We start from the raw sequence: 22,978 nt of genomic DNA on the forward strand, positions 1-22,978 counted from the left end.
ATGAACTCCCCCTTATAGTTTAATCAAGAATTCTTCCTTGTAATAATATTTTTTCAAAGAATTCATCATACCCTTAAACTCACTTACCTTCTGCTGCATTTTTGAAATATCCAAATCTTCCAGTCCACGCATTAACCCTTCTGCCGCAGAAAGAACTATATCAAGCAATATCTTTACATCACTTGGATTTTTAAATTTATCATAATCGATAATCTTTAATATCTCCTCTTCCCCAGTTTGCAGCATTATTTTTTTCCTTTTATCTAGCTCAAGCTTTATCTCTTCAAAGCTTTCATAATACGCTTTTGTGACAAACTTATACAAATATGGATAGTCATTAATCATTTTCATTCTACGCTCCACAGTTTTATTGATTAGTTGAAAAAAATCATTTATTTTTTTATTAACACTCTCTTCCTTCTGTTCATCAAGAAAGTTAATTGCGGTATTAAATAAAAATAAGTAGTATTCCTTTTTGTCTTTAAAATAATAAAACAATAACGACTTGGAGATATCGGCTTCACTAGCAATTGCATTCATTGAAGCTTTCTTATACGTATATAATGCGAATAGCTTGTATCCAGAATTGAGCAAATTTTTTTGTTTATATGATGGTAACTGAAAATATGATTGATTCATAGTATTCTCCTTTATAGACCAAAACGGTCAGTAGATTAATTTTATTTTAAACCTACTGACCGTTTTTTAGAAGACCTAAAATTTAATATTCAATAAATTTGTAAACTAACTATAAATACCTGCTACTCATTTATCGAAATTTTGCTACTACTTGCTGTTGCCCATGCTGGGCGCACAATAACAAAACCCTCAACAACAACTTGTTGAGGGTTTCATTGGTGGAGGTGAAACATGTCATCCCAAATCCACGATTGCTAATTAGTTTACAAAAAAACTTAGATACTATTTATTTTTACTCTACTTCAATTCTAACTGTGAACTTATCTCTAATTATTTTCTAACGTAGTATAACCATTCCACTATCTAAGTTGTAACCCATTTTCATTAAGATAATTAATAAAAAGCTCTTTTACCTTAGTAATCTCTTCAATTTGTAAAGTTCTATTACTATCACCAATAATCATTCTAATAGTAGTACTCTTCAAGTTATCTGGAACATTTTTTCCTGAATAAGTGTCTATATAATTAGTTTGTATTATTAATGGGTGGATGAATCTATTCACTAGGGATTCTATATCATCATAAAGCGTATTCATTGGAGTTAAAATACTGAAATCAAGATAAGTTTCAGGATATTTGGAAATTGCTTCATATTTAATTAGATTTTTTTCTACAGTACTAAGAATCTGCAAATTAATGTCTATTACCTTTATAGTATGCTTGCTGCTGAATAATTTCAGTGTAGAGGACGGTATAGAATATACATATCCTAATTTCACATCTTTATAGCTTATGCTAAGGCAATGCTCCTTATAGTCATCCTTTATTTGAATATACTTTCCATCAATATTTTTCGCAGTTTTTAATAAATAGCTGCTAATTCCCTTTGTATAGCGATATAATTGTTCCTCATCTTTGCTGCTGTAAATTGCAGCTGTCAAATGCTTAGGTTGAGCTAATTTACCATCATCCATTTTGAATACTCTTCCTATTTCAAAGATTTTAATTTCCTCGAAGCTTTTTCTATTGTCATAAATTATTTTGAGTAAATTAGGCAGTATATCGCTTCTAAGGCTTTCATACTGCTTTACTCCAGAATTCACTATCTTCAAGGTATTTTTATATTCATAGCCAAGTCTCTTAAGCCAATTGTTATCGTACCATGAGTAGGAGTGAACCTCGTTGAAGTCAAATTTTTTCACTAATATATCATTCAATAAATACTCCATGTCCTTTATAGGATCTTTTATACCAGCAGTTACTTCTGCTTTATTAGGACTGCCTTTTATATTATCATAGCCATACACTCTAAGAATTTCTTCTATTATATCTGCTTTGCAGGTGATATCCTTTGTTGACCTGAAGGTGGGCACTTTTATATAATATACATTCTCTTTCTCTTCTATCTCAAACTCCAAACTCTTTAGTATATTCATCACAACAGTCTTATCAATGTTGTTTCCTAAATAAGTTTCTATATATTTACGGTCAATGCTAATATCTATAGACTTTACTTCATTAATAACATTATCGTACAGCGATGTTTCTACTTCTATTTCAGGCTGATACTTCTGAAGCAGTTTCAAGAATCTCCCAATGGCAACAATAGTAATTGCGGTATCTAAGAACTTTTCATATCTCACGCTTGCATCTGTTCTAATACCTAAGGATGAGGCAGTTTTTCTTACAGCTACCCCATCAAAAGTAGCAGATTCAAGGATTATTCCTTCTGTATTTTCACATACCTCTGATTCATATCCTCCTATTATGCCTGCTATGGCTAAAGGCTTATCCTCATAGCATATCATTAATGTATCTTTAGGAATATCTCTTTGTGAATTATCTAAAGTATCGAACTGTATTGACTGCTTTAAGCTAGCTGCTCTAATAGAATGGATATCTCTACTATTAAAAGTATGAAGAGGTTGACCTATATCAAGCATAACATAGTTTGCAATATCTACTATAATATTAATTGGTCTAATGCCGCAGTTACTTAATCTATCAGCAATAAGCTCTGGCGATTTATTTGCCTTCACATTACCAATTTTAATTGCAGAATATCTCAAAACCTTTTCTTTATCTTCAATATCGACCTCTAAAGTCTTTTTACTACTGTCTCTTAGCTGCTCTTCCTTTATATAATCTATACTTTTTAATTTTCTACCTGTGATTGCTGAAATTTCTCTTGCTATTCCATAATGGCACCATAAATCTGGCCTATTGGTTAAAGATTTATTATCTATTTCAATTATCACGTCATTCTCTATATAATTTACTTCTTCTATCTCTGCAGTAGTGATTGTGAATTTACTTACAAGCCAATCAACATCTATATCTTTTATTTCCACATAATCATTTATCCAATCTAATGATATCTTCATTTTTCTTACCCCCATTACTTATTTAAATTGCCTCATAATTTTCAAATTGCCAGAGTTGAAAACTCTGATATCTGGTACTCCGTATTTCATCATTGCAAGTCTTGTAAGTCCAAGACCAAATGCAAAGCCTGTGTATTTTTCGCTGTCAATGCCACCATACTTTAATACATTTGGATGAACCATTCCACATGGCAGTAATTCTACCCATCCAGAATGTTTGCAGGTAGGACATCCTTTTCCTCCGCAAATTTCACATTTTATATCAAGTTCAAAGCCTGGCTCTACAAACGGGAAATATCCTGGTCTAAGTCTCACCGTAATCTGCTTTTCAAATATTTTACTTAACATTGTTTCCATAGTATAAATGAGGTTTGCCACAGATATTCCCTCATCTATTACAATACCTTCAAGCTGGAAGAATGTATTTTCATGGGACGCATCAATATCTTCATTTCTGAAGCATCTTCCAGGAATAATAGCCTTGATTGGAGGAGAATACTGCTCCATTATATGCTGCTGTCCTGCTGAAGTCTGAGTCCTTAATACCATACCATTTTCTAGCCAATAGGTATCCTGCATATCTCTAGCTGGATGATATTTAGGAATATTTAAAGCTTCAAAGTTGTAGTAGTCTGTTTCAACCTCATTGGTATCAGCTATGATGAAACCCATTCCCTTAAAAATTTCTTCAATATCCCTTTGAACAATTGTTATTGGATGATAAGTTCCCTCCTCAAATTCCATGCCAGGTAGGGTTATATCAAATTTATTTTCCATGCTGCTGTTTTCAAGGTCAGTTTTTAGTTCTGATATTCTTTCTGTAATGTAGTTTTTAAGCTTATTTCCTTCAACACCTATAGCCTTTCTTTCTTCAATACTAAAGATGCTTAGTGACTTTAATATATTTGTTAATTCTCCATTCTTACCTAAAAATCTTATTCTCAATGATTCCAGCTCTTCCATAATTTTAACTTCTTCAAAAGCTCTCACTACCACTTCTTTTAATTGGTTAATTGACTCTGCCATTTTAATCCTCTCCTTTTAACTTTTTGAAAATTAAAAAACCCCTCATCCTAAAAAGGACGAGAGGTTAAACTCACGCTGTACCACCTTATTTATCAATCATATTTGATATTCTAATACTGTTTACAGAACACCTAATACAATTGACATCTCAAACAGATACGGGAATGAAATCCGATATCCTCTTTCTTATAACGGTGAAAGCTCCGTTTTACCTAATAAAATTTCAGCTTAAAACTCCAGAGGGAACTTCAAAGTAACTTCCACTGCAGGTTTCTCAGCATCCCCTACTCTCTGTAAGCTTTAGATAAATTTACTTTCCTCTATCATCGTCATATCAATATTCATTTTCAAATATATTAACATAATAATATTTTAAAGTCAATATTTTTTTAAAATTCTGATTAATTCGCATCAATTACTAAATTGTATATGTTAAACTCATAATGTTTATAATGATTAAATTTATTGCTGGAACTACCCTCATCATTCAAAAAACACAACCGACTGTAAGCAGCTTTTTAAGCCACCTACATGCGGTCGAGGGTTTCACTGGTGGAGGCGAACCTTATTTAACTCCTATACAAAAATTCCAAGTCATTTAAGGTATGGTTCTACATAAAGTTCTTTAAAAAAATCTACGTGATTTATGGTAATGTTCATCTTATCGAAAGTAATCATTCTAACTTGTGTGTAACATATACCCCAATTTTACCTTTATCAAATTATATTGTTAAATAAAATGAATACTTTGACCCCCTCTGAAAGAACTTCATCTAACATTTCATTCCCCACAGTTACACAAAACTAATGTTGGGATATCTGATTTTTACTAGTATTCCCGTCGTTGATATCCGATAATATTATTCTAGCTGACAATTGACTAGTACGTCTTCTCCTACAATTATTCATTTGTAAATTCAATCTACTAATTTATTGATAAACAATTTCATGTCGCTTTCAAAAATAGATAACCCCTGAAAGCCGCATGAACACAACAACTAGTTTTATAGTTAAATATATCCATAGTTAAATAGGTTCATATTTTTATATTTAAATAGTTCTCTATATCCATTTTTCCTTATATAAATAGGTAAGGATATTTTTTTCATTTTAATATCTCACATGACTTATAACTAATATAAAAATATTGTAACCAAATTATAAAAATACAAGAATATATTACAGTTTTTTAGCCATTATTATGAATTCCGTATATCCATCAGAAGTTTCCAATACATTTCTTTCAGTTTCTTTAAAACCTAACTTTTTATATATCTTTATTGCTCTTTCATTGAAGGATGCTACCATTAGCTTAACATTATTTCCTTTATAGTTTAGTCTTTTAATACCAAACTCAATGCATGCTCTGGTAAATTCTTTGCCTAAGCCTTGTCCCGTTAACTCAGGTTTGATCCCTAACCCTATGGTCATTTGTCCATCCTCTAACCAGTGGCAATAAAATCCTATCATATCTTCTCCATTAAAACAGGCAAAATATCTTACCTCGCTATCTGGTGCTAAAAATTCCTTTAAACCATCTTCTGATGGCATATCATAAAATGAATAAATTCCATCATAGTGCCACTTGTTAACTTCACGTATATGTTCTATTTTAAATTCCTTAAATTCTAAATTCATTTTTTATCCCCCCATTTTGGTAAAGCATATTTATTATTAAATATTATAAAATCATTAATTTCACCTCTTAATTATAAAAAGACTATGGGATATTACTCTCCCCTCAGTACTTGTCTTTATAAGATAATCATACTTATAATTTTTTACAGTAGTTATTTATATTAAATTTTATTACCTAATCTATTAAGATTACGATTTTAAATATTATGTTTATTGCTTTACATTATTTGTTTCTATTTACTGACGCTTCAACTATTCTTTTGTTAATAGAATAATTACATCCAAAATTAGAATCATCAAACAATTCTATTCTCGATAGTAAATCAATATCTTTTATATTACTCCAGTTAATTTCGCTGCTTAATTCTTTTAATATTATTTCTGAATCAAAACCAAGATAACCCCTACTATAATAGTTTATAATTTTAGGTTCTACATAACTTGTTAAGCCTATAGAATTATGTTTCTCTATTATCTTAATGTATAAGTTACATAAAGCTGCTTCCCGTTCTTTTCTTTCAGGTGAAGCTATCGCCGTCTCTATTAAATCAGATATAGCACTCGATATTTCAAGCCTTTTGAAAGCAACTCCGAACCACTTGCTATAGGGATAATATTTTTTTTCATAATAAAAACATATCTTCATTAGCTTATTTATTATTCTATTCGTAATAATACTTTCACCTATTCTATCATCCTTTTCTGCACATCTACCTATAAAAGCTTGTTCCTCATTAATTGATTTCCATAGTATAAATAAACGTAAGAGCAAAACATTCCTTGGGAAAAATTGAATAGCTTGTCTTGCTTTAGTTAAATCTCCAATTCCATCATAAAATACTTCTCCACTTGTTAGTTCTAGTAGATGCTGTATTGGGAAGGATATCCAGTCCTTAAAATCTATTTCTCTATGTTGATTAACAACTATATCATTGTTAAAAAAGAATTTACCGTATTTATTTCTACAAAATGGTTAATAGGATATGTATTCTTATATTGCATATAACTATTATTAGTCCATCCTTCGACAGCCTTGTAGTTAGTTGGAAACCCCTTATATTCAAAGGGTAGGTTATATTTGAAGAGGGTATCTAACTTAGTTTTTACATCATTAAAGTTTTCTTCCTCTAAAAAAATTTGTAATCTGGGCCCCCAAACATGGTCAGTGGATTTATAGTCATCAAACCCCAATACATCTGAGCAATGTCCAACGAGCGCTGCTGCATATCGAAGATCCGGATATTGCTTATCTATTAGTGGTTTTATAATATCAAAGTAAAATCCTTTATTTAATTTTAATCCTGGAATAAATTCATTCTCACTTTTACATACAAAGATATCACTCATATTCCTACTCCTTTTATCAATTAGTGAATAATATCTTACAATTATTCATATACAATCATAATTATAATACTTATTATAGACCAATTACAATAAAATGTTTTAAAATACAAAAAGCACCTCTATAAAGAGATGCTCTAGTCAGTGTATGAATAACGTTTATTATAATTTGAGTTATTAAATAAAAAATACTGTCGTGATATATTAACCTTCTTTATAATTATTATGATATTCTCGATCCAGCATACTAAAATAGAATTGGTCGACCCACTTACCTCCACATAGATACTCTTCCCTAAATACACCCTGCTTTGACATACCTGCTTTTTCCATTATTGATGCAGATTTTTTATTTTCGCAATGGCACATACCTAATACCTTATGAGCTTTCAATTCATTAAATGCAAAGGATAGCAAAATCTGTACACTCTCTAAACAATAACCATTACCTTGAAACTCAGGCAGCATAACATATCCAATTTCCCAGCTCTTACGTGAAGTAATACATTCCCATATATAAACTACTCCCATCTGTACCCCATCTGAACTGCGTTTAACTATAAAATCAAAAACATCATTTTCTTCAATTCGCTTAATAAACTTCTTTCGAATACGATTTTTGTCAGTCTCAACATGTTCCTCATAACACCATAATTCTTCATCACTTTCTTCATTACATATAAACTCCATATATTCTTCAGTTACAGGTACAAGTTCTATAGATTTTCCTTTTAATAGATGATGTAATTGTTTTTCTATATTTATATTTTCCATTCTTATCCCCCACTTTTTCATTTTCCCCTGCTAATCTAATTTCATATAATATTCTAATACCTCTTTATATTTCATATATAGGTGCAGACCTCTTTGCTTTTATTGAATAATCATCAAGGTAATCTGGTAATCTTTCCTCTATACTACATCCATCTAATGAATACCAAGTTATTTTTTCAATGACATCACACAAACTTTTGCCATGAAATACTTTGGAATTTAAAATATCCTCTAATTTAGCATAATCATAGGCTTGTAAGTCATTTGATGTTAATCCATACCAGTATACTTCTTTACCTGGGTTATCTCTATCTGGCATTTTCCCAAGCCAGCAATCTTCATATTCTGTGTCATCATCAATACAAAAGTTAATTTCAATACATGAATTATACTTTACTACATCACTTTTTAGTACTGTTATTAAGTCTTGCAATTTGATTTTCGCCAACATTATCCCCCCTAATACTTGTATTCATAAGATAACCCAGCTTTGTAGTTACTACTCCGCAATTTATACATAATTAGAATAGCTCATCTAATAAAATATAGTATTTTATTTTTGCATAATCAGGTTTTATTTCTAATTCTTCAAACAACATATCTGTATATCTTGAATCAAAATCCATTAATTCACGAACACATAATGCAATATCTTGATATAGATCGCCAACTCCTGCTCGTCCCATATCTATAAAGGATGTAATATCTTTACCATCTGTAAAATAGTTGTTAAAACAATAGTCTCCATGTGTAAACACTAATTGTTCTACTGGCTTATTCCTTAGGAGATAATTAAATACATCCCTAGATGTTTCAAGGCCTTCCGTATATTTATTTCTATCCACTCTTCCTATTAAATTATGATCAATCCTGTATTTTGCTTTTTCTAATTTTTCCTCTATTCTACTGTTAAAATTACATTCTGTGATATCAACACTCTGCAATTTCTTTATACCAATAGCTGCTAAATGAACTAATCTATCTGGATTTTTTCTATATGCTTCATCTTCTAGCATCTGACCTTTTGCATTCTCTATCAGCATATAAGAAATGTCATTTTCTATCACACGATAAATCACTTTTGGTACTGATAGTTTTCCATACAACCACTGGTACATCTCATATTCTCTGATCACTTCATCATTAACTTTTTCTATCTTTAAATAATAAGATTTATCCATATCAAAGCACTTAATTACTTTTGCTTTCGACATACCTTCTTTATCTACTTCAAAGTGCATACCTGCAAGTATTTTTTCTAACTTATTTGGTAAATACATATATTTTCCCACCAATCCTTTTTCTATATAAATATCTGGCTTTCCATATTCATTTAAACCTATTATTGTGATTCTGTTGATATATTTATTTTTTCATCTCTCCATAGTTTTAACAACTTTTTCATTTTTTTCTGCTATCAATAACCCAAAACGGTTTATTAGGATATTTTTTATGTAAATTCATTATAGTATGTTTACGTGTTTTAGAGAAACTCCATAAGCCTTTACAAAGACGTAAAAACTCCTTATCAAGTTTTTCTTCAAGATATTGGGGTATATCCGAACGCTTTTTACCATTTCTTGTTAATACACTAACCAAACATATGAAACGATTTATATCAAGAAATATTATTAAATCTGCTGCTTTAAATCGCAATTCCATTGTGCCAGTATGATTTCCCTCAATTATCCATTTTACCTTTGATGTAAGTTCCATTTGCTTCTTTATCCATTCTTCTCTCGGTGGTTGTTCCCAATTAGGATGCCAAAACTCAACATCAAGATGAATAAGTGGCAAACCCGTGATAACAGACAATTCTTTAGATAAAAAACTTTTTCCACTACCATTATTACCAACAATAATAATGCGATTGTATCCTAATATACTCAATACTATCACTTCCTAAAATATAAATAATCCAATACCTATTATTAATGGGGCATGTCTAAAGAAATTATTCAGTTTCATATTTCTTAATCTCCTTCGATCAATTTATTATAATTACACATAACCTATAAAATAATTATACATGAATATAAGCAAGTATAATCTAATTTTTCAAAATATCAGTATTAATAAATTTATTAAATATTTCAATCAGAATCATTTTAATTTTAAAGTGAAATTTACCCTCGTCATATGTAGATATTGGGAACTAATTAAGAAAGTTTGATCTTTGAAAATTGAATAGTACTTTATTGGTAAGATATGTTATAATAGTATCGAATTGTACTGGATAAATGGGAGTCATTGAGCTAGAAGTAAGGAGGATTGGTAATGAGGAAAAACGCATTATTAACTTGCTTTATATTAATTGTGTGTGCCATGATAACAGGATGTTCATCTGTAAGCAAAGATTATTCATCAAATATATCTGTAGATAATTCAGAATTAATATATGAATCGAAAGAATCTCCAAACGAAAACTATGTTAGTTTGGAGAAAGATAAAGTATTTTTTGTGGTACAAGTATTTCAAAAATCAGATAATTCTATCATTGTAAATTCAAGTTCAAATTCACAGTTTTTTGATGATATGCAATATATAATTAAATATGATAAGAAGATTTCTAAATCAGATATAGATATAAAATGGTTGACTCTAATGGGTTCTGAGGATGCTACGAAAGAAAATCAAATAGCCATATCTGATATAATAATATCCTATAGCGGAGAAGTAATTAGTGAAAGAAAAATAAATTTTGTTAAGAAAGCAATAGAAATAGTTGTAGATACTGTCAAAAATTAATTGTAATGCGGGATAAGTCCCCATTTTATAGTATATAGAGGAGTAATTTCAAATAAATACAATTCATTATAATTACACATCACCTATAAAATAATTATATATGAATATAAGCAAGTGTAACCTAATTTTTCAAAATATCATTATTAATAAATTCATTAAATATTTCAAGTAGAATCATCCATCCATTAAAATTCAATGGATACTTCAAAATGTGAGGTGAAGAAATCATGACAGATAAAAAAATTATAGTACAATTTACGATGCTGACATTTTGCATAGCCTATATTGTGTCAGGTGCTTTGATTATTCTTGGGCAGTTCGGATACTCGGTTTACAATTGGGTTCACTCGTTACAGCAATTCGGTATGAACATTCCTTTTGCAATCTATATTTTGTCACCCGCTATTGCTTCATACGTCGTTCTGAAGAAGAATAACAAAATAGCAGATTTTAAGGAATGGTTGAAAACTGTTTTTTATTTTAAAAATAAAATTTCCCTCTATTTGTTCGTTGTTGCAGGGCTTGCACTGTATTTTTTGATACATATTGCAGTTTCAGGCCATACGGAAATGGTGCTTCCGTTTTATACGTTCTTCCTTTCTCTACCTGGGGGGCTTATTATCGGTGGCTTGGAAGAAGCTGGCTGGATGTACATATTGCAGCCTGAGCTTGACAAAGATTATGGCTTTGTTTTTTCTTCCATTTTTACAGGTATAGTTTGGATTTTTTGGCATATTCCTCTCTTTTTTATTCCGGGGACTAATCATGGAGAGGGACTCATTAACTTTTGGATGTTTGCAGTTCAACTCATGGCGTTTCGTTTTTTTAATGGAGCAATCTACAAAATATCGGGAAAAGGCTGTGTGTTTATGTGTGTATTATTCCATACCATGTTTAATGCAGCATCCCCCATCTTTGGCACCATGACTATGACTTGGTTAGGAACTGTTGTGGCAAATACTATGATTATTGTTGTTTCAATTGTAACTGTTGTGATGTACAACAAAAGTATAGTGTAATAGTACAACCCTGCATCCTTATACAAACTTTTCTTTGAAAATTGAATAGTACGGTGTTGGGAAATATGTTATAATATGGTCAAAGTAAGCGTGTTTAAATCAGTTGATAAAAAATAACGGGAGGTATTTTTATGGATTTTAGGATAATATCATTGCCACCATTCAAAGCAGCATCATCTGGGATAGATAAAGAATTTAACTTTTCCCCTGACGGTATTTTAGGAAAGTTCAATAAGTATTTTTCTGCAATTAATCTATGTGAACGAGATAGTTTTATGCCCAGAGACTTTTTATGTTTTGATGAAGAAAAACAAGGCCTAGTATGGTGGTGGGCATTGAGTGATGATATGGATGATGGCAGTAACGAAATTGTTGATTTTGAAGGCGGGTACTATGTAACTTATTTCTTCAAAGATGGAGATGAAGAAACACGTGGTAAGTTATATAATCAAGCCTTGGAATATATTAAGAATTCTGATATTTTCGAACTGGATATCCGTCAAAATCATTATGGTATGGGACATATTATTACACCACCAGAGATTATAAAAGCACAAGGATGGGCACAAATGGAAGCGTTTATACCCATTAAATTAAAATCAACCTCCAACTTGTAATGAAAGTTACAGTGAAGTAATTGAAATGTAAAGCTGTAAAAGATATAAATAGCTCACTAAAAATAAAATCAAATATTTTATGAAAATACCGTACTATTCAAAACTGAATATACGGTATTTTTAGTTCGCAATATAATTAAAATCTAATTTATTATTTTATGAAAAATCAGCAAATATTGAGTTAACCATTTAATATAGTTTTTCTATTATTCTATAGATTCTATTAATCTTACAGAAGTTACCACTTTATTTAATTCGTATTCATTGTTGTTATTTAATACTTTAATTATATCTCCAGTTTCAAGTGCTGTTGACCAAAAATATCCGGGGTGATGTATTAACCTTACTTATAATTATTATAATATTCTCGCGCCAGAATACTAAAATAGAATTGATCAATACACTTATTGTAAATTGTTTAATGGAAATGTATATTTAAAAACACTAATCATATAATCTTTTTCTTGAAAATCTCCGCAATAATCAAATCCCGCTTTAGAATAATAGTTTTTTAATTTTACATTTCCAGCCCAACAGTCTAAATATAGTGTTTTTCTTAAATTTCTTGAAATCTTAAAGGCATAATTAACAATTTTAAGTCCTATATCTTTTCCTTGATACCCTGGTAATATTGCTATTCTGTAAAGATATAAATTATTGGGTTTGTTGATGTGAAGTACAGCATTAACATCCATGTCTTTTATAGAAAATGTTCCAACTATTAGCTTGTCTATTGTCATCATATAGATGTTTTTATTTTTTACGTCTATGTTTATTTCTTCAATATCCCAAGGATATGTCCATTGATTAATACTTTTTTGATGTAAGTTTAACGTTACTTTATTTAGTAACTCAACTATTATCCTTATATCATCTTCCTCTGCTAATCTAATTTCATATAACATTCTAATACCTCTTTTATATTTCATTTATAGGTGCAGACCTTTTTGCTTTTATTGCATAATCCTCAAGTAATCTGGCAATCTTTCCTCTATACTACAGTTCCTTCTTATTGAAAATTTAATATTAAAGTTATTTTTGATAAACTTTTGCATTTCCTAACAATGATAGGTTATAACCGTCAACAATTATTGCACTTTGTTGTTGTGTAGTATATACCATCTTTCCATTTTCTCTTATATATTTTTCAATACTTTTATTTTGTGAATCAGTATTTTTATAGTGTACTTCAACTGCAAAATTGTCTATACATCTTAGTCCTTTTTCATAAATAAACTCTGGATAATCTTTATCTGGAGAAATATAATACTGCGAGCATTGCATCATAGCACCAGCACTCCATCCCATTATTATTCCACTATGCTGTTCTACGGTATTAATCAATCCTAACTCCGATAGCCTACTCATTATTTTATCTGGGAATCCACCTGTAAAAAAAACTATATCCGCTGAATTAATTTTTGCTTTAGCACTTTCTGAATTGTCTGTAAAGTAATTAATCAATGTTATATTATTATCCTCTATTCCATAAGTGTAAAATGGAGCAGCTATATTTTTGCAATGCTCACCACTTATTTTATTATAGGATTTTTCCCACTCAGCCTCATTTTTTATCCAATCCTCATGAAAAGCAAAAGGAATCACACAAATTTTGTACTCAGGTCTAATTATATTCTTTAATGTTTTATATGCCCATGATTCGTTAAAATCTAATCCATCTAATAAAATATTCATAATACTCCCCCTCAATGAAACTTTTTAAAATTCATAATGCTTCACAATTTAATATAACCGTTTTTATTTTCTGCTACAAACATAAATTCCATTATGTATTCCTTACTAAAGAGCGTGTCAATCCACTTCTTCTTTTACCTTTTTTAATACAGAATTAATAAATTCATTCTTTGCATTTGTATATGAACCTCTATCATTAGTATACTTTGAAGCTAAATTCTTCTTTAGCCTTGAATATTCCTCAACGGCTTCCTTATTTAGCCTAAGGTAATCACGAAAATAGATGTGATTTTTCCACAGTTCTCCGTTAATTATTTCTATATGCAAATAATGAGTTCTTAAATCTTCCCTTCCTTTAGCAAACATTACACGACCTTCAATCCCTGCATTATCTCTAAATTGATATCCATTTGCTTCTAATAAGTTTCTATGCTTATCTACATCATCCAATGATTTAACTCCTACAGCAATATCTATAATTGGTTTTGAATCAAGTCCTTCTATTGATGTACTTCCTACATGTTGTATGTCTATAGCAGTTTTGCCTAACAAATGATACAATAGTTTTTCTTCTTCCTTATAAATCTCTTTCCAATTAAAGCTATATGGAACAATCTTAACGGTTCCCCTTGCTAATCCAATCATTTATTTAACCTCCTTAAAGAGATGCACTAAATATTCTAGTTTAATAGTTAAATATATCTATAGTTAAACTGGTTCATGTTTTTATATTTAAATAGGTCTCTATATGCATTTTTACCTATATTAGATAGTTAAGTATATACCTATATGTATTTTAAACTAGGTAAGGGTATAGTTTTTAAATTTTAATATCTTACATAACTTATAGACAATATATTGAATTTGTAAATTGATTACTCTAAAATAAGTTTGTTTCAATTCTACTATTTAGTTCAAATAGTGCAACTTTATTACTTTCCCAATATAACTTTTTAAAAACCTCTTGATATGTCCCCCAGAAATATTCAGTATGTTCTAATGATAATTCTATATGGTTATTGTTAATATTAACTGCAAAACAATATTCAGGTATTACAAATACATTCTTATCCCAATATTGTCTACATTTCTCTGATATGCAGTTAGCAGGCACATAAAATGTAGATACTAATTGATAAAATTTATTTAAACTTTCTATATCAGACTCTTCAAATGATTCTCTCTTTGCAGCCTCTAAAGGAGTTTCATCGTCTTCAGCTCCGCCAGCAATAAATTTCCAATAATCTCCATTATTTCTCTTAAAAATACAATATAATGGGATTTCATTAACTAATTTATATGGTATTACTAATACCTGTATAGGCGCTCTCATAATATACACTTCCCTTTTACATTTATTTGTATTTAACGAATAATAAATTACATTTTTTCATTTACAACCATAAATATAATACTTATTATAGCACGATTACAATAAAATGTATGTATATGAAAAAAGCACCTCCATAAAGAGATGCTCTAAAATAAATGGCTCTGATTTTTAATCAAAGCCATTAAATTCAATATTATGCTTATACTATTCGTCTTAATATTGCTTATAAGCATAATCCTCAAGATTCTTTTGAACTTCAAATCCTTCTGGCATTTTTTATGCTAACTCAATACTTTCAATGGTTATATTCCCCTTATTCCTTTTAGTCTTCATTAAGGGCAAAAAAGTTAAAGTTAATATATCCTCTACGGTAAATTTAAAATTATTTTATTTTTCATTATTTTGTAGTAAACTATTCATAGTATAATTAATCCATAAATTGATTTTTTAGTATTTTTTTCTAATTTGAGTTATGATATTAATTATGAGGAGAGTAAGTAGATGAAAAAGAGAACAAAGATTATATTTAATGCAGAAGGAGAAAATTCAACTCAAAAGAAAGAACATGAGGAATCTATGGAAAGATGGAAAAAGGAAATACAAGAAGATAATAGATCAGATTGATTAACTTTAATATATATTGGGAGGTGTATCATGAATAAGATAGAAAATTTACTAAAAATTCGTAAAATTTCTTTGGCCTGCTTATTTTTATCTGTTCCTCTATGCTTTATAGGATGTTTTTTTCCTTTTACCTTATTTACAATTATTGGTATAAGTTTATTGCCAGTATTTATAGTATTATCTCTTTTGTTTTGGAAATGTCCTTATTGTAATTACAGGTTACCAATGAAATTTGACAAAGATAGTGATATTGATTTGGTATATCAATGTCTATATTGTAATAAGAAGTTTAATTGAAGTAAATATATATTTATAGACAATATCCAGATATGAAAGACAATATGTAAAATGAAATATAAAAACAAATGGAAGAGCAATCTTCCATTTGTTTTTTACCCCTAATATAAATTAAAATTTAAATATCTAGTCACTTTATGCCTCAATATTGTACTTTCCTAAGGCTGATTGTAAAATAAAATTCTATAAACTACAATAGTCTTTATTAGGAATTCTATTAAGAAGAGTGCTCATAAAATTCCATTCTAACAAATTCTCCATAACCAAGAGGCGTATCTTTCCTATAAGTATCTACTACATTAAACCCTGCACTTTTATAACATTTAATCGCCCTTTCATTGAAAGACCGAACTTCTAAAGCAATCTTTTTATCTGTATATATCTTCTTGCATTGTTCTTTTACTATTTCCATTAAGACCTTTCCTAATCCTTGTCCACATAGAGATGGTTTTAAACCAATTCCAATAAAAACACACTCATTTTTATCCAGTAACCTTATGTATCCACATAAGCAATTGCAATCATCAATCACAGCATTAAATTCACTCTTTCTCTTTTCTTCTATTGTAATCCCCCATTTTTCATTAGATACTTTATCCCATCCTGGATAATTATATATAGAATATATATCGTCATATTTCCAATCGCAAACTTCTTTTGCATATAGCTCTGTAAGACCTGCCAATCTCAAATTCATTTCGTACACCTCTAGAAAATTTTCCATTTACATTACAATATGATACTTTCATGAATAAATTCACCACATCCACCACAAGGTGTCATATTTAATTACTTCACAACATTTTACAATTTCTGATTTACAATCATAATTATATATACTTAGCAACTTTTGAAACCACAAAATAGAATTTATCATAATATTATTTCACATGTTCTTACTTATTTTACACTATTGCTATTTACTCTCTGGTTTCGTGATTAACTCTATTGCTTTTTCTATAACCTCATCCTTACCCTCTGCAATTCCTTTCACAGTTTGTTTTACAGTTATGTCAGGTTTAAGACCTATTCTTTGTGTCTGGCTTCCATCCATATATGTTACTGCTAGCCCTGATATAGATGTCTGTATACACCCTGGGAGTGTAATGTCCATTTTATTACCATTAGCTCCTGCAGAAGGAGTTCCTATTACCGTTGCATTTGGTGCATCCATAAAAGACATAACCATTGTCTCCAAGACGCTTTGTGTACATTCATTCATCAGTATTATTACCTTCCCATTATACTGATATCTATCTTTTACTTTTCCTAATGAGGTTCTAATAATGCCGTTATCAAATATTTTGCTAAATGTAGTTGAATCTATACCTTTGTCCAATTGTTCCGCTATGAATCCTCTTCCTGAACTATTACTGGTTGATTTGATAAATTTCCCTGGTTCGAAACTATTACTTGAATAAAATTGTTGATATTCAGAAACTTTAGGTTTTATATATTCCCCTATAGGATAATTAATAAATTTTAAATATTCACTCATTTTTACATTATCGAATCGCGCATCAATAATCAACCCTTCTGTCCCTTTAAATTTTTTCATTAATTTATCTAAATCTCCACTTTCAAGTGTAGCTATATTAATATAACCTATTTTTTTGTCTCCCATAAAGCAACTTTTCTCATCTTGGCCCAGTCTTTTTACATCATACTTGCTATTATAATAGCATGGAACATTCAAGCTTAACTTTTCACCATTTCTTATTACCTCTATTTCAGCTATTTCTTTTGTAGAACGCAAAAGGTAATAGTCAAAAGCATTTGTAAAACGATTTTTATCTGATACTGATATATATTTGTTGCACTCCTCTATTATCTTTTCTATAGTAGTTCCATCAATAGCTACTACAATATCTCCTACCTTTAAAGGGGACTTATCTTCCCTGCCAGCAATGACAATCTGACCATCTATATTAAATATTGATGCTTTTGCTTTGTATGCTCCAAAGTGTTGTTGTAGCACCTTAAAGTTATCATTAAAAAAGCCATGAGAGTCATGAATATATGTGGTAAGATTTGCAATGGATAATACATATGATTCCTTATCACCTTGAAGTGCTAACTCAGGAATCTTGTCATAAAGTACTTGATCCCAATCTTCATCCATGAGATTTTTATATGGATAGAAATATTCTATAATATTCCAATAACGAAACAACCCGAGCAATCTCATTCCTGTGTCTTCATAGTTAATAGAATTGTCCATAAAAGAATCTGAAGATACATTAACAATATCCCCTTCTTCAAAAACAGCATATCCATTGTCATTATCAGTTACTTTTACCTCTGATAAATTTTCAAGATAGTCAGCAAGGTTATTTCCAAGGACTTGTCTATTCTTTATCCATGAATATTCTACATCTAAGTATACTTTCTCTTTTACTTGATGATATAGATCTTCCTGTTCTTTACTAAGTGTATTAACCTGAAATGGAAACTGGTTTAACCATGTAGCCATGATATCTCCAGCTTCTTCCTTGGTGGTTGCCTCAAGCACTTTGGGAATAACTCTAAATAATTCTGCATCCCAATTAACATTCCCTGCTGTAATCTCTGGATGACGATACTTAGTAAATCCCCAGACCTTTGCTAAAGTATGCAAATTCTTCTGTTGAACTTCACTTAATTTTTCTATCCTAACTCCACTATCTGATGCAAATTCTGTATCTTGGGATCTTTTAAGATTCTTTTCTTTAGTTTTATCTGAACTAGTACAAGCTACAAATGTTAGACCCATAACTATAAGTATAAAACTAATTATTACTTTTTTACTAAATACATTCATTTTAACTTCTTTTTTTTTCATACTTTCCACCTACATTCTTTAGTACTTTAAAATCTTTTTCAATAAGATTTTATCTTTGATAAAGTACAAATATATACAATATTGTCTATAATATTGTAAACATACCATAAAAACACTATATCACATAGTAACTAATGTGAAAACCATTTATGGAATATATTATAATTTTTGTTAGGTGATTTGAAATATGCTCACTTAAAAAAATCAACAGTTAACTTATCATTGATGAAAAATACTCTTTAATTATATGTCTATGTGTTTCAGCGATATTTAATTTTTCTAGCTCTTGGTAAGTAAAATACTTCAATTCTTCTGATTCGTCACTGCATACCAATTTATGATTCTCTGTTAAATTTACTATATAAGCAGCAGATATTATTCTAACAATATTTCCATCTGGATATGCTGCGATTCTTGATGGGTCTGAAAACATTTTCCAAAAGAACAAAGACTCTTCTGATATTATAATTCCTGTTTCTTCATTAATTTCTCTAATTATTCCTTCTTCTAAACTTTCATCAATTTTCAAACCTCCGCCTATAAGTGCCCAACGGTTACTATCTGCTCTTTTTTCTAATAATATTTTATTATTATACTTAATAATTGCACAGGCACCTATATGGTTTGGCTTATTAGGCTTTGGTGCATTTTCATTTTTATAATAAAATTTTGCTTCAATCATATTATTCCATCCTCCAATATTTAAAATCTACAATGTTATGCACTATAACACAATTATTCATTTACAATCATAATTATAATACTTATCATTGCACACTTACAATAAAATGTACCAATATACAAAAAACACCTCTAAAAAGAGATGCTCATATCAAAGTTTATTAAATATTAATCTATAGATTTATTAATGTATTTTAAATTTGCATTCATTACTTTTATAATATCTTATAATTATATAACATACTCATTATAAGACAATTGCAATAAACTACCAATTTATTTATCCTAATTAATTCATTTCCTTAAATTACAAATCTGTATATTATTAGCTCCATTACACAAACTAAAGACGAAAGGAGGCTGTGCTATGAAAAAGTTTACCGTTATATTGTTAATTTTAATTACATTGGTATTAAGTACTTTTGCTTCTACACGTGTATTTGCTGAAAATATATTTACAGAAGGTGTTTATAAAGCAACTGATTTCAATATATCCCCAAATGAATCTTATATAGTCCAAAATGTTTCAGCAAATGATAGTGTTTTTCTTACTCTTTATGATGAAAATCAAGTTATAATACAATCTATTCGTCTTGAACCTAAGTCAGCTAAGTATAATTTAATTCCTCTTAAGCCTGACTATAGAATTGTTATAGTTGGTAACGGTCAAATATTTATTGATAAAGGGACACAATAGGGTGTCCTTTTATTGTTATAATTTCTTAATTTCTTAATTTCTTCTATGCTAGTAAATTATTCTGCTATGCTATTAAGTTCTATTTCGTAATTAGCTAGATTTTCATAATCATTTATTATTTGCTCCAAGTATATTTTTCAGTTATTAATATGCAGTAAACTATTCAGAATGCTGAAGAGTTATAATATATTTTTTTATTTGTAAGTATAACTCTTCTAGTTATTACAATGGTAACTACCTCTTTTATATACAAAAAATAAGAAGTGCTGTCGCACCTAGAAGTAATTTTCTATTGTGTAACAGCCCTTCCAATTAATCATAATAGATTTATAATTTATTATTCAGTTTGATCAGTTACAGTTTTTGATTCATTATAGGTATCAGTCAATTGTTGCATAGGTGAATTATAAGGTTTAGCCCAACCTTTGTTTACAGCTAGTTCTGTAAGAGCAGTGTGCCCTCCAACTATTTGATTTAAACCAGAAGAATAAATGGATCTTAACTCTGGAGTACTGCTTGTTAATGTAGCATTTAGATAAGCGTCAGCTGCAGCTTTTCCAGAAGAAAGCATATTTGTAGATATAACCTCATCATTGATATTAATGTTGTTTTTAATTAGGTTTCCAACTAAATTTGCCATTCCATTATACCTCCCTTGGAACTGTTACTTGATTTTCAGTGATAAATTGTTGTATTCCTTTTATCCTACCCTCGCATGCTAGCGTGCTAGATTCACCTTGTCTTTTTAGATTTTCATCCGTTATTAGTGCATTTACTGCTCTTTGTACAATTAATCCATCTTGTTCCATCTTCAAAAGTGATGTTAAAGATAGTACTTCTGCTTCTGAAAGTTTTCTCATGTTCTTACCTCCATAATATAAATTATAAGCACTTATATTATGTGATTTTAAGAAGATTAATAACCATGTTATATCTATCCATTTTATTTTCAAATAAGTATCATTTGCTTTTTTATGAGGTAGGTTTGTTAATATAATACTTATTATAGCTCAACTACAATAAGATATATTAAAATACAAAAAGCACCTCTAAAAAGAGATGCTCAAATCAAGGTTTATTAAATACTAATCTATAGATTTATTAAATGTCTTAATAGAATCATATATTAATATAATTTCTTAATTTCTTCAAAATATGAATTATTAATTACTTTAGTTATAGCTTTACTTACGTAAGAATAATTAAAATCTTTTAAATGAATATTTCCAACATAATATTCATTTTCCCTTTCTTCTAAACAGAATAAATCATAGTACTGATTTAAGTCATTGAGCAATTCTTTCAAATCATCCATACTAGGATAACCATAAACTTCTTCAGCATCTATATTAATACTCCAATCCCTTACTATTTGAGCGTATTTCCTAAAAACCTCTACAAATGAATTGCAATATTCATCATTTTCATTATCACTAAATATAATTTTTGATTTATCATTATTAATGATTATTGGTAATATTTCTTCTATGCTAGTAAGTTCTAGTTCGTAATTAGCTAGATTTTCATAATCTTTTATTATTTGCTTCTAGTATTCCCCTTATTTCCTAACACTATCTTCCACATCCTCATCTATGTCCTTCTAATTTAGCCTTAATATATCCCATATATATCATTGATGAACTATCAGATGTTTGAGGAATCTCAAATCTACATTTCTTATAGAAATCATAATTTTCTGGAGTAGTATGCACCCACCAATTTCCATGGGGTAACTTTTCTAAACACAAGTCTATAAGTTTTTTACCTATGCCTTTTCCTCTATACTCTTCTTTCACAGCCAGGTCTTGGATTGTTGCTGTCATGACTCTATCTGATACAACCCTTACCATAGCTATCATATCTTCCTTATCCCAGACAGTGAAAACCCATGATGAATTTTTAAAGCAGATTTCATACTTTTCATCTAGCCATAACGGTTGATTTACAGACACCCAACCAACTTCATTGTACATTTTTTTAATGATATCCCCCTTAATCCCATCTGCACCTTCTCTAATAATCAATCCTTTATAATATTGATACATTAAATCCCCCCCTAAAATTAATTTGAACACAATTTCCTAATTTTTTTCATTTGCAATCATAAATATAATACCTATTATAGCATTAGTACAATAAAATGTATGCAAATAAGCACCTCTATATAGAGATTCTCTAAAATAAATAGCTTTGATTTCAAATCAAAGCCATTTAATGATAAGTATACTTATTTTATAATAACTAGTTAAAAAATATAAGATCTAATTATTTTATACCTGCATCAATATGTACTTCACCGTCACCAACTATTACGATTTTATATTCAGATTTAAGAGAAACTAAATAATGTCTTGGTGATTTAGGTTCTAGATATAAGACTTGTGTTTTAATATTATTTTCATTAAAAACAATAACAGAAATACTATATGCTGATATATTTTGAACATGATAAGAACCATCTTTTGAATGATTAAAATCCGATACTTTATAAAACCCCTCTTTATACATATTTCGTGAAGATGCATAAGTTGTAATAGATGTACCAAATATAATAGTTACTAAAATTAGTAAGATCATAATAAATTTTTTCATATAATATCCACCTCTCAGTGATATTTTATGTATTATTAATAATAATATA

The 22,978-nt window shown here is 29.3% G+C and carries 28 protein-coding genes and 1 other annotated feature; of the genes, 6 read left to right on the top strand and 22 right to left on the bottom strand.

The genetic code is table 11. The annotated features are described in order from the left end of the window. Window positions 1-12: 12 nt before the first annotated feature. From B3B03_RS06525 to B3B03_RS06570, 10 genes are all read right to left on the bottom strand, one after another. Window positions 13-639: a TetR/AcrR family transcriptional regulator gene (locus B3B03_RS06525; protein WP_346876772.1), complete on the bottom strand. Its 627-nt coding sequence runs from the start codon at window positions 637-639 to the stop codon at window positions 13-15. A gap of 359 nt (window positions 640-998) precedes the next feature. Continuing rightward, window positions 999-3,023 (bottom strand): phenylalanine--tRNA ligase subunit beta, encoded by a 2,025-nt coding sequence (gene pheT, locus B3B03_RS06530; protein ID WP_346876773.1) that lies wholly within the window; start codon window positions 3,021-3,023, stop codon window positions 999-1,001. A gap of 18 nt (window positions 3,024-3,041) precedes the next feature. Continuing rightward, window positions 3,042-4,049 carry a phenylalanine--tRNA ligase subunit alpha gene (gene pheS, locus B3B03_RS06535; RefSeq protein ID WP_346876774.1) on the bottom strand — a complete coding sequence of 336 codons (1,008 nt, stop codon included), beginning with the start codon at window positions 4,047-4,049 and terminating at the stop codon, window positions 3,042-3,044. A gap of 49 nt (window positions 4,050-4,098) precedes the next feature. Beyond that, window positions 4,099-4,385 (bottom strand) — a binding site (T-box leader). A gap of 843 nt (window positions 4,386-5,228) precedes the next feature. After that, on the bottom strand, window positions 5,229-5,687 hold the full coding sequence (locus B3B03_RS06540; protein WP_346876775.1) for a GNAT family N-acetyltransferase: 459 nt from the start codon (window positions 5,685-5,687) through the stop codon (window positions 5,229-5,231). Between the two features lie 223 nt (window positions 5,688-5,910). Next, window positions 5,911-6,615, bottom strand: coding sequence for a DUF4037 domain-containing protein (locus B3B03_RS06545; protein WP_346877180.1), 705 nt, complete (start codon window positions 6,613-6,615; stop codon window positions 5,911-5,913). Continuing rightward, complete coding sequence (locus tag B3B03_RS06550; protein WP_346876776.1) at window positions 6,612-7,034, bottom strand: hypothetical protein; 423 nt, start codon at window positions 7,032-7,034, stop codon at window positions 6,612-6,614. The genes B3B03_RS06545 and B3B03_RS06550 overlap by 4 nt, the downstream gene beginning before the upstream one ends. A gap of 201 nt (window positions 7,035-7,235) precedes the next feature. Further along, complete coding sequence (locus tag B3B03_RS06555) at window positions 7,236-7,805, bottom strand: GNAT family protein (RefSeq protein ID WP_346876777.1); 570 nt, start codon at window positions 7,803-7,805, stop codon at window positions 7,236-7,238. A gap of 64 nt (window positions 7,806-7,869) precedes the next feature. Continuing rightward, window positions 7,870-8,253 (bottom strand): hypothetical protein, encoded by a 384-nt coding sequence (locus B3B03_RS06560; RefSeq protein ID WP_346876778.1) that lies wholly within the window; start codon window positions 8,251-8,253, stop codon window positions 7,870-7,872. 73 nt (window positions 8,254-8,326) lie between these two features. After that, window positions 8,327-9,085 carry an APH(3') family aminoglycoside O-phosphotransferase gene (locus B3B03_RS06565; protein ID WP_346876779.1) on the bottom strand — a complete coding sequence of 253 codons (759 nt, stop codon included), beginning with the start codon at window positions 9,083-9,085 and terminating at the stop codon, window positions 8,327-8,329. A 121-nt stretch (window positions 9,086-9,206) separates the two neighbouring features. Continuing rightward, window positions 9,207-9,695: a topology modulation protein gene (locus B3B03_RS06570; protein ID WP_346876780.1), complete on the bottom strand. Its 489-nt coding sequence runs from the start codon at window positions 9,693-9,695 to the stop codon at window positions 9,207-9,209. A 387-nt stretch (window positions 9,696-10,082) separates the two neighbouring features. Here B3B03_RS06570 and B3B03_RS06575 point away from each other — a divergent pair, with 387 nt between their 5' ends. The 3 genes from B3B03_RS06575 to B3B03_RS06585 all read left to right on the top strand — a co-directional run bounded on the left by B3B03_RS06575 (window position 10,083) and on the right by B3B03_RS06585 (window position 12,189). Beyond that, a complete protein-coding gene (locus B3B03_RS06575) occupies window positions 10,083-10,553 on the top strand; it encodes a hypothetical protein (protein ID WP_346846814.1) in 471 nt (156 codons plus the stop codon). 227 nt (window positions 10,554-10,780) lie between these two features. After that, on the top strand, window positions 10,781-11,572 hold the full coding sequence (locus B3B03_RS06580) for a CPBP family intramembrane glutamic endopeptidase (protein ID WP_346876781.1): 792 nt from the start codon (window positions 10,781-10,783) through the stop codon (window positions 11,570-11,572). A 131-nt stretch (window positions 11,573-11,703) separates the two neighbouring features. Next, window positions 11,704-12,189 (top strand): hypothetical protein, encoded by a 486-nt coding sequence (locus B3B03_RS06585; protein WP_346846812.1) that lies wholly within the window; start codon window positions 11,704-11,706, stop codon window positions 12,187-12,189. A gap of 404 nt (window positions 12,190-12,593) precedes the next feature. Here the strand turns inward: B3B03_RS06585 and B3B03_RS06590 are convergent, their stop codons facing one another. The 4 genes from B3B03_RS06590 to B3B03_RS06605 form a co-directional block, all read right to left on the bottom strand. Beyond that, window positions 12,594-13,094, bottom strand: a complete 501-nt coding sequence (locus B3B03_RS06590; RefSeq protein ID WP_346846811.1) for a GNAT family N-acetyltransferase — start codon at window positions 13,092-13,094, stop codon at window positions 12,594-12,596. 127 nt (window positions 13,095-13,221) lie between these two features. Further along, on the bottom strand, window positions 13,222-13,884 hold the full coding sequence (locus B3B03_RS06595) for a Type 1 glutamine amidotransferase-like domain-containing protein (RefSeq protein WP_346876782.1): 663 nt from the start codon (window positions 13,882-13,884) through the stop codon (window positions 13,222-13,224). A gap of 117 nt (window positions 13,885-14,001) precedes the next feature. Further along, window positions 14,002-14,529, bottom strand: a complete 528-nt coding sequence (locus B3B03_RS06600) for a GrpB family protein (RefSeq protein ID WP_346846809.1) — start codon at window positions 14,527-14,529, stop codon at window positions 14,002-14,004. A gap of 235 nt (window positions 14,530-14,764) precedes the next feature. Beyond that, entirely contained in the window at window positions 14,765-15,217 is a 453-nt protein-coding gene (locus tag B3B03_RS06605) for an NUDIX hydrolase (protein WP_346876783.1), read from the bottom strand. 501 nt (window positions 15,218-15,718) lie between these two features. Here B3B03_RS06605 and B3B03_RS06610 point away from each other — a divergent pair. Together B3B03_RS06610 and B3B03_RS06615 are read left to right on the top strand one after the other, a co-directional pair. Further along, window positions 15,719-15,841: a hypothetical protein gene (locus B3B03_RS06610; RefSeq protein ID WP_346846807.1), complete on the top strand. Its 123-nt coding sequence runs from the start codon at window positions 15,719-15,721 to the stop codon at window positions 15,839-15,841. A 30-nt stretch (window positions 15,842-15,871) separates the two neighbouring features. Next, entirely contained in the window at window positions 15,872-16,138 is a 267-nt protein-coding gene (locus B3B03_RS06615; RefSeq protein ID WP_346876784.1) for a hypothetical protein, read from the top strand. A 217-nt stretch (window positions 16,139-16,355) separates the two neighbouring features. Here B3B03_RS06615 and B3B03_RS06620 read toward each other — a convergent pair whose 3' ends face one another. From B3B03_RS06620 to B3B03_RS06630, 3 genes are all read right to left on the bottom strand, one after another. After that, window positions 16,356-16,835: a GNAT family N-acetyltransferase gene (locus B3B03_RS06620; RefSeq protein ID WP_346846805.1), complete on the bottom strand. Its 480-nt coding sequence runs from the start codon at window positions 16,833-16,835 to the stop codon at window positions 16,356-16,358. 219 nt (window positions 16,836-17,054) lie between these two features. Then, window positions 17,055-18,959, bottom strand: a complete 1,905-nt coding sequence (locus B3B03_RS06625) for a S41 family peptidase (RefSeq protein WP_346876785.1) — start codon at window positions 18,957-18,959, stop codon at window positions 17,055-17,057. Window positions 18,960-19,170: 211 nt separating this feature from the next. Then, complete coding sequence (locus tag B3B03_RS06630) at window positions 19,171-19,641, bottom strand: NUDIX domain-containing protein (RefSeq protein WP_346846803.1); 471 nt, start codon at window positions 19,639-19,641, stop codon at window positions 19,171-19,173. A gap of 366 nt (window positions 19,642-20,007) precedes the next feature. On the opposite strand from B3B03_RS06630, the gene B3B03_RS06635 reads away from it, so the two are divergent. Continuing rightward, the gene (locus B3B03_RS06635; RefSeq protein WP_346876786.1) at window positions 20,008-20,337 is read left to right on the top strand and encodes a hypothetical protein; all 330 of its coding nucleotides are present in this window, start codon (window positions 20,008-20,010) and stop codon (window positions 20,335-20,337) included. A gap of 337 nt (window positions 20,338-20,674) precedes the next feature. Here the strand turns inward: B3B03_RS06635 and B3B03_RS06640 are convergent, their stop codons facing one another. From B3B03_RS06640 to B3B03_RS06660, 5 genes are all read right to left on the bottom strand, one after another. After that, window positions 20,675-20,977, bottom strand: coding sequence for a spore coat protein (locus B3B03_RS06640; protein WP_346846801.1), 303 nt, complete (start codon window positions 20,975-20,977; stop codon window positions 20,675-20,677). Window positions 20,978-20,981: 4 nt separating this feature from the next. After that, on the bottom strand, window positions 20,982-21,197 hold the full coding sequence (locus B3B03_RS06645) for a hypothetical protein (RefSeq protein ID WP_346876787.1): 216 nt from the start codon (window positions 21,195-21,197) through the stop codon (window positions 20,982-20,984). A gap of 266 nt (window positions 21,198-21,463) precedes the next feature. Further along, a complete protein-coding gene (locus tag B3B03_RS06650; RefSeq protein WP_346876788.1) occupies window positions 21,464-21,652 on the bottom strand; it encodes a hypothetical protein in 189 nt (62 codons plus the stop codon). Between the two features lie 271 nt (window positions 21,653-21,923). Beyond that, on the bottom strand, window positions 21,924-22,382 hold the full coding sequence (locus B3B03_RS06655) for a GNAT family N-acetyltransferase (protein ID WP_346876789.1): 459 nt from the start codon (window positions 22,380-22,382) through the stop codon (window positions 21,924-21,926). A 220-nt stretch (window positions 22,383-22,602) separates the two neighbouring features. Further along, window positions 22,603-22,929, bottom strand: coding sequence for a hypothetical protein (locus tag B3B03_RS06660; RefSeq protein WP_346876790.1), 327 nt, complete (start codon window positions 22,927-22,929; stop codon window positions 22,603-22,605). Between the last annotated feature and the right edge of the window lie 49 nt (window positions 22,930-22,978).

It is taken from the genome of Clostridium sp. UBA5712 (genome assembly GCF_002419845.1).
GTDB lineage: Bacteria > Bacillota > Clostridia > Clostridiales > Clostridiaceae > Clostridium_J > Clostridium_J sulfidigenes.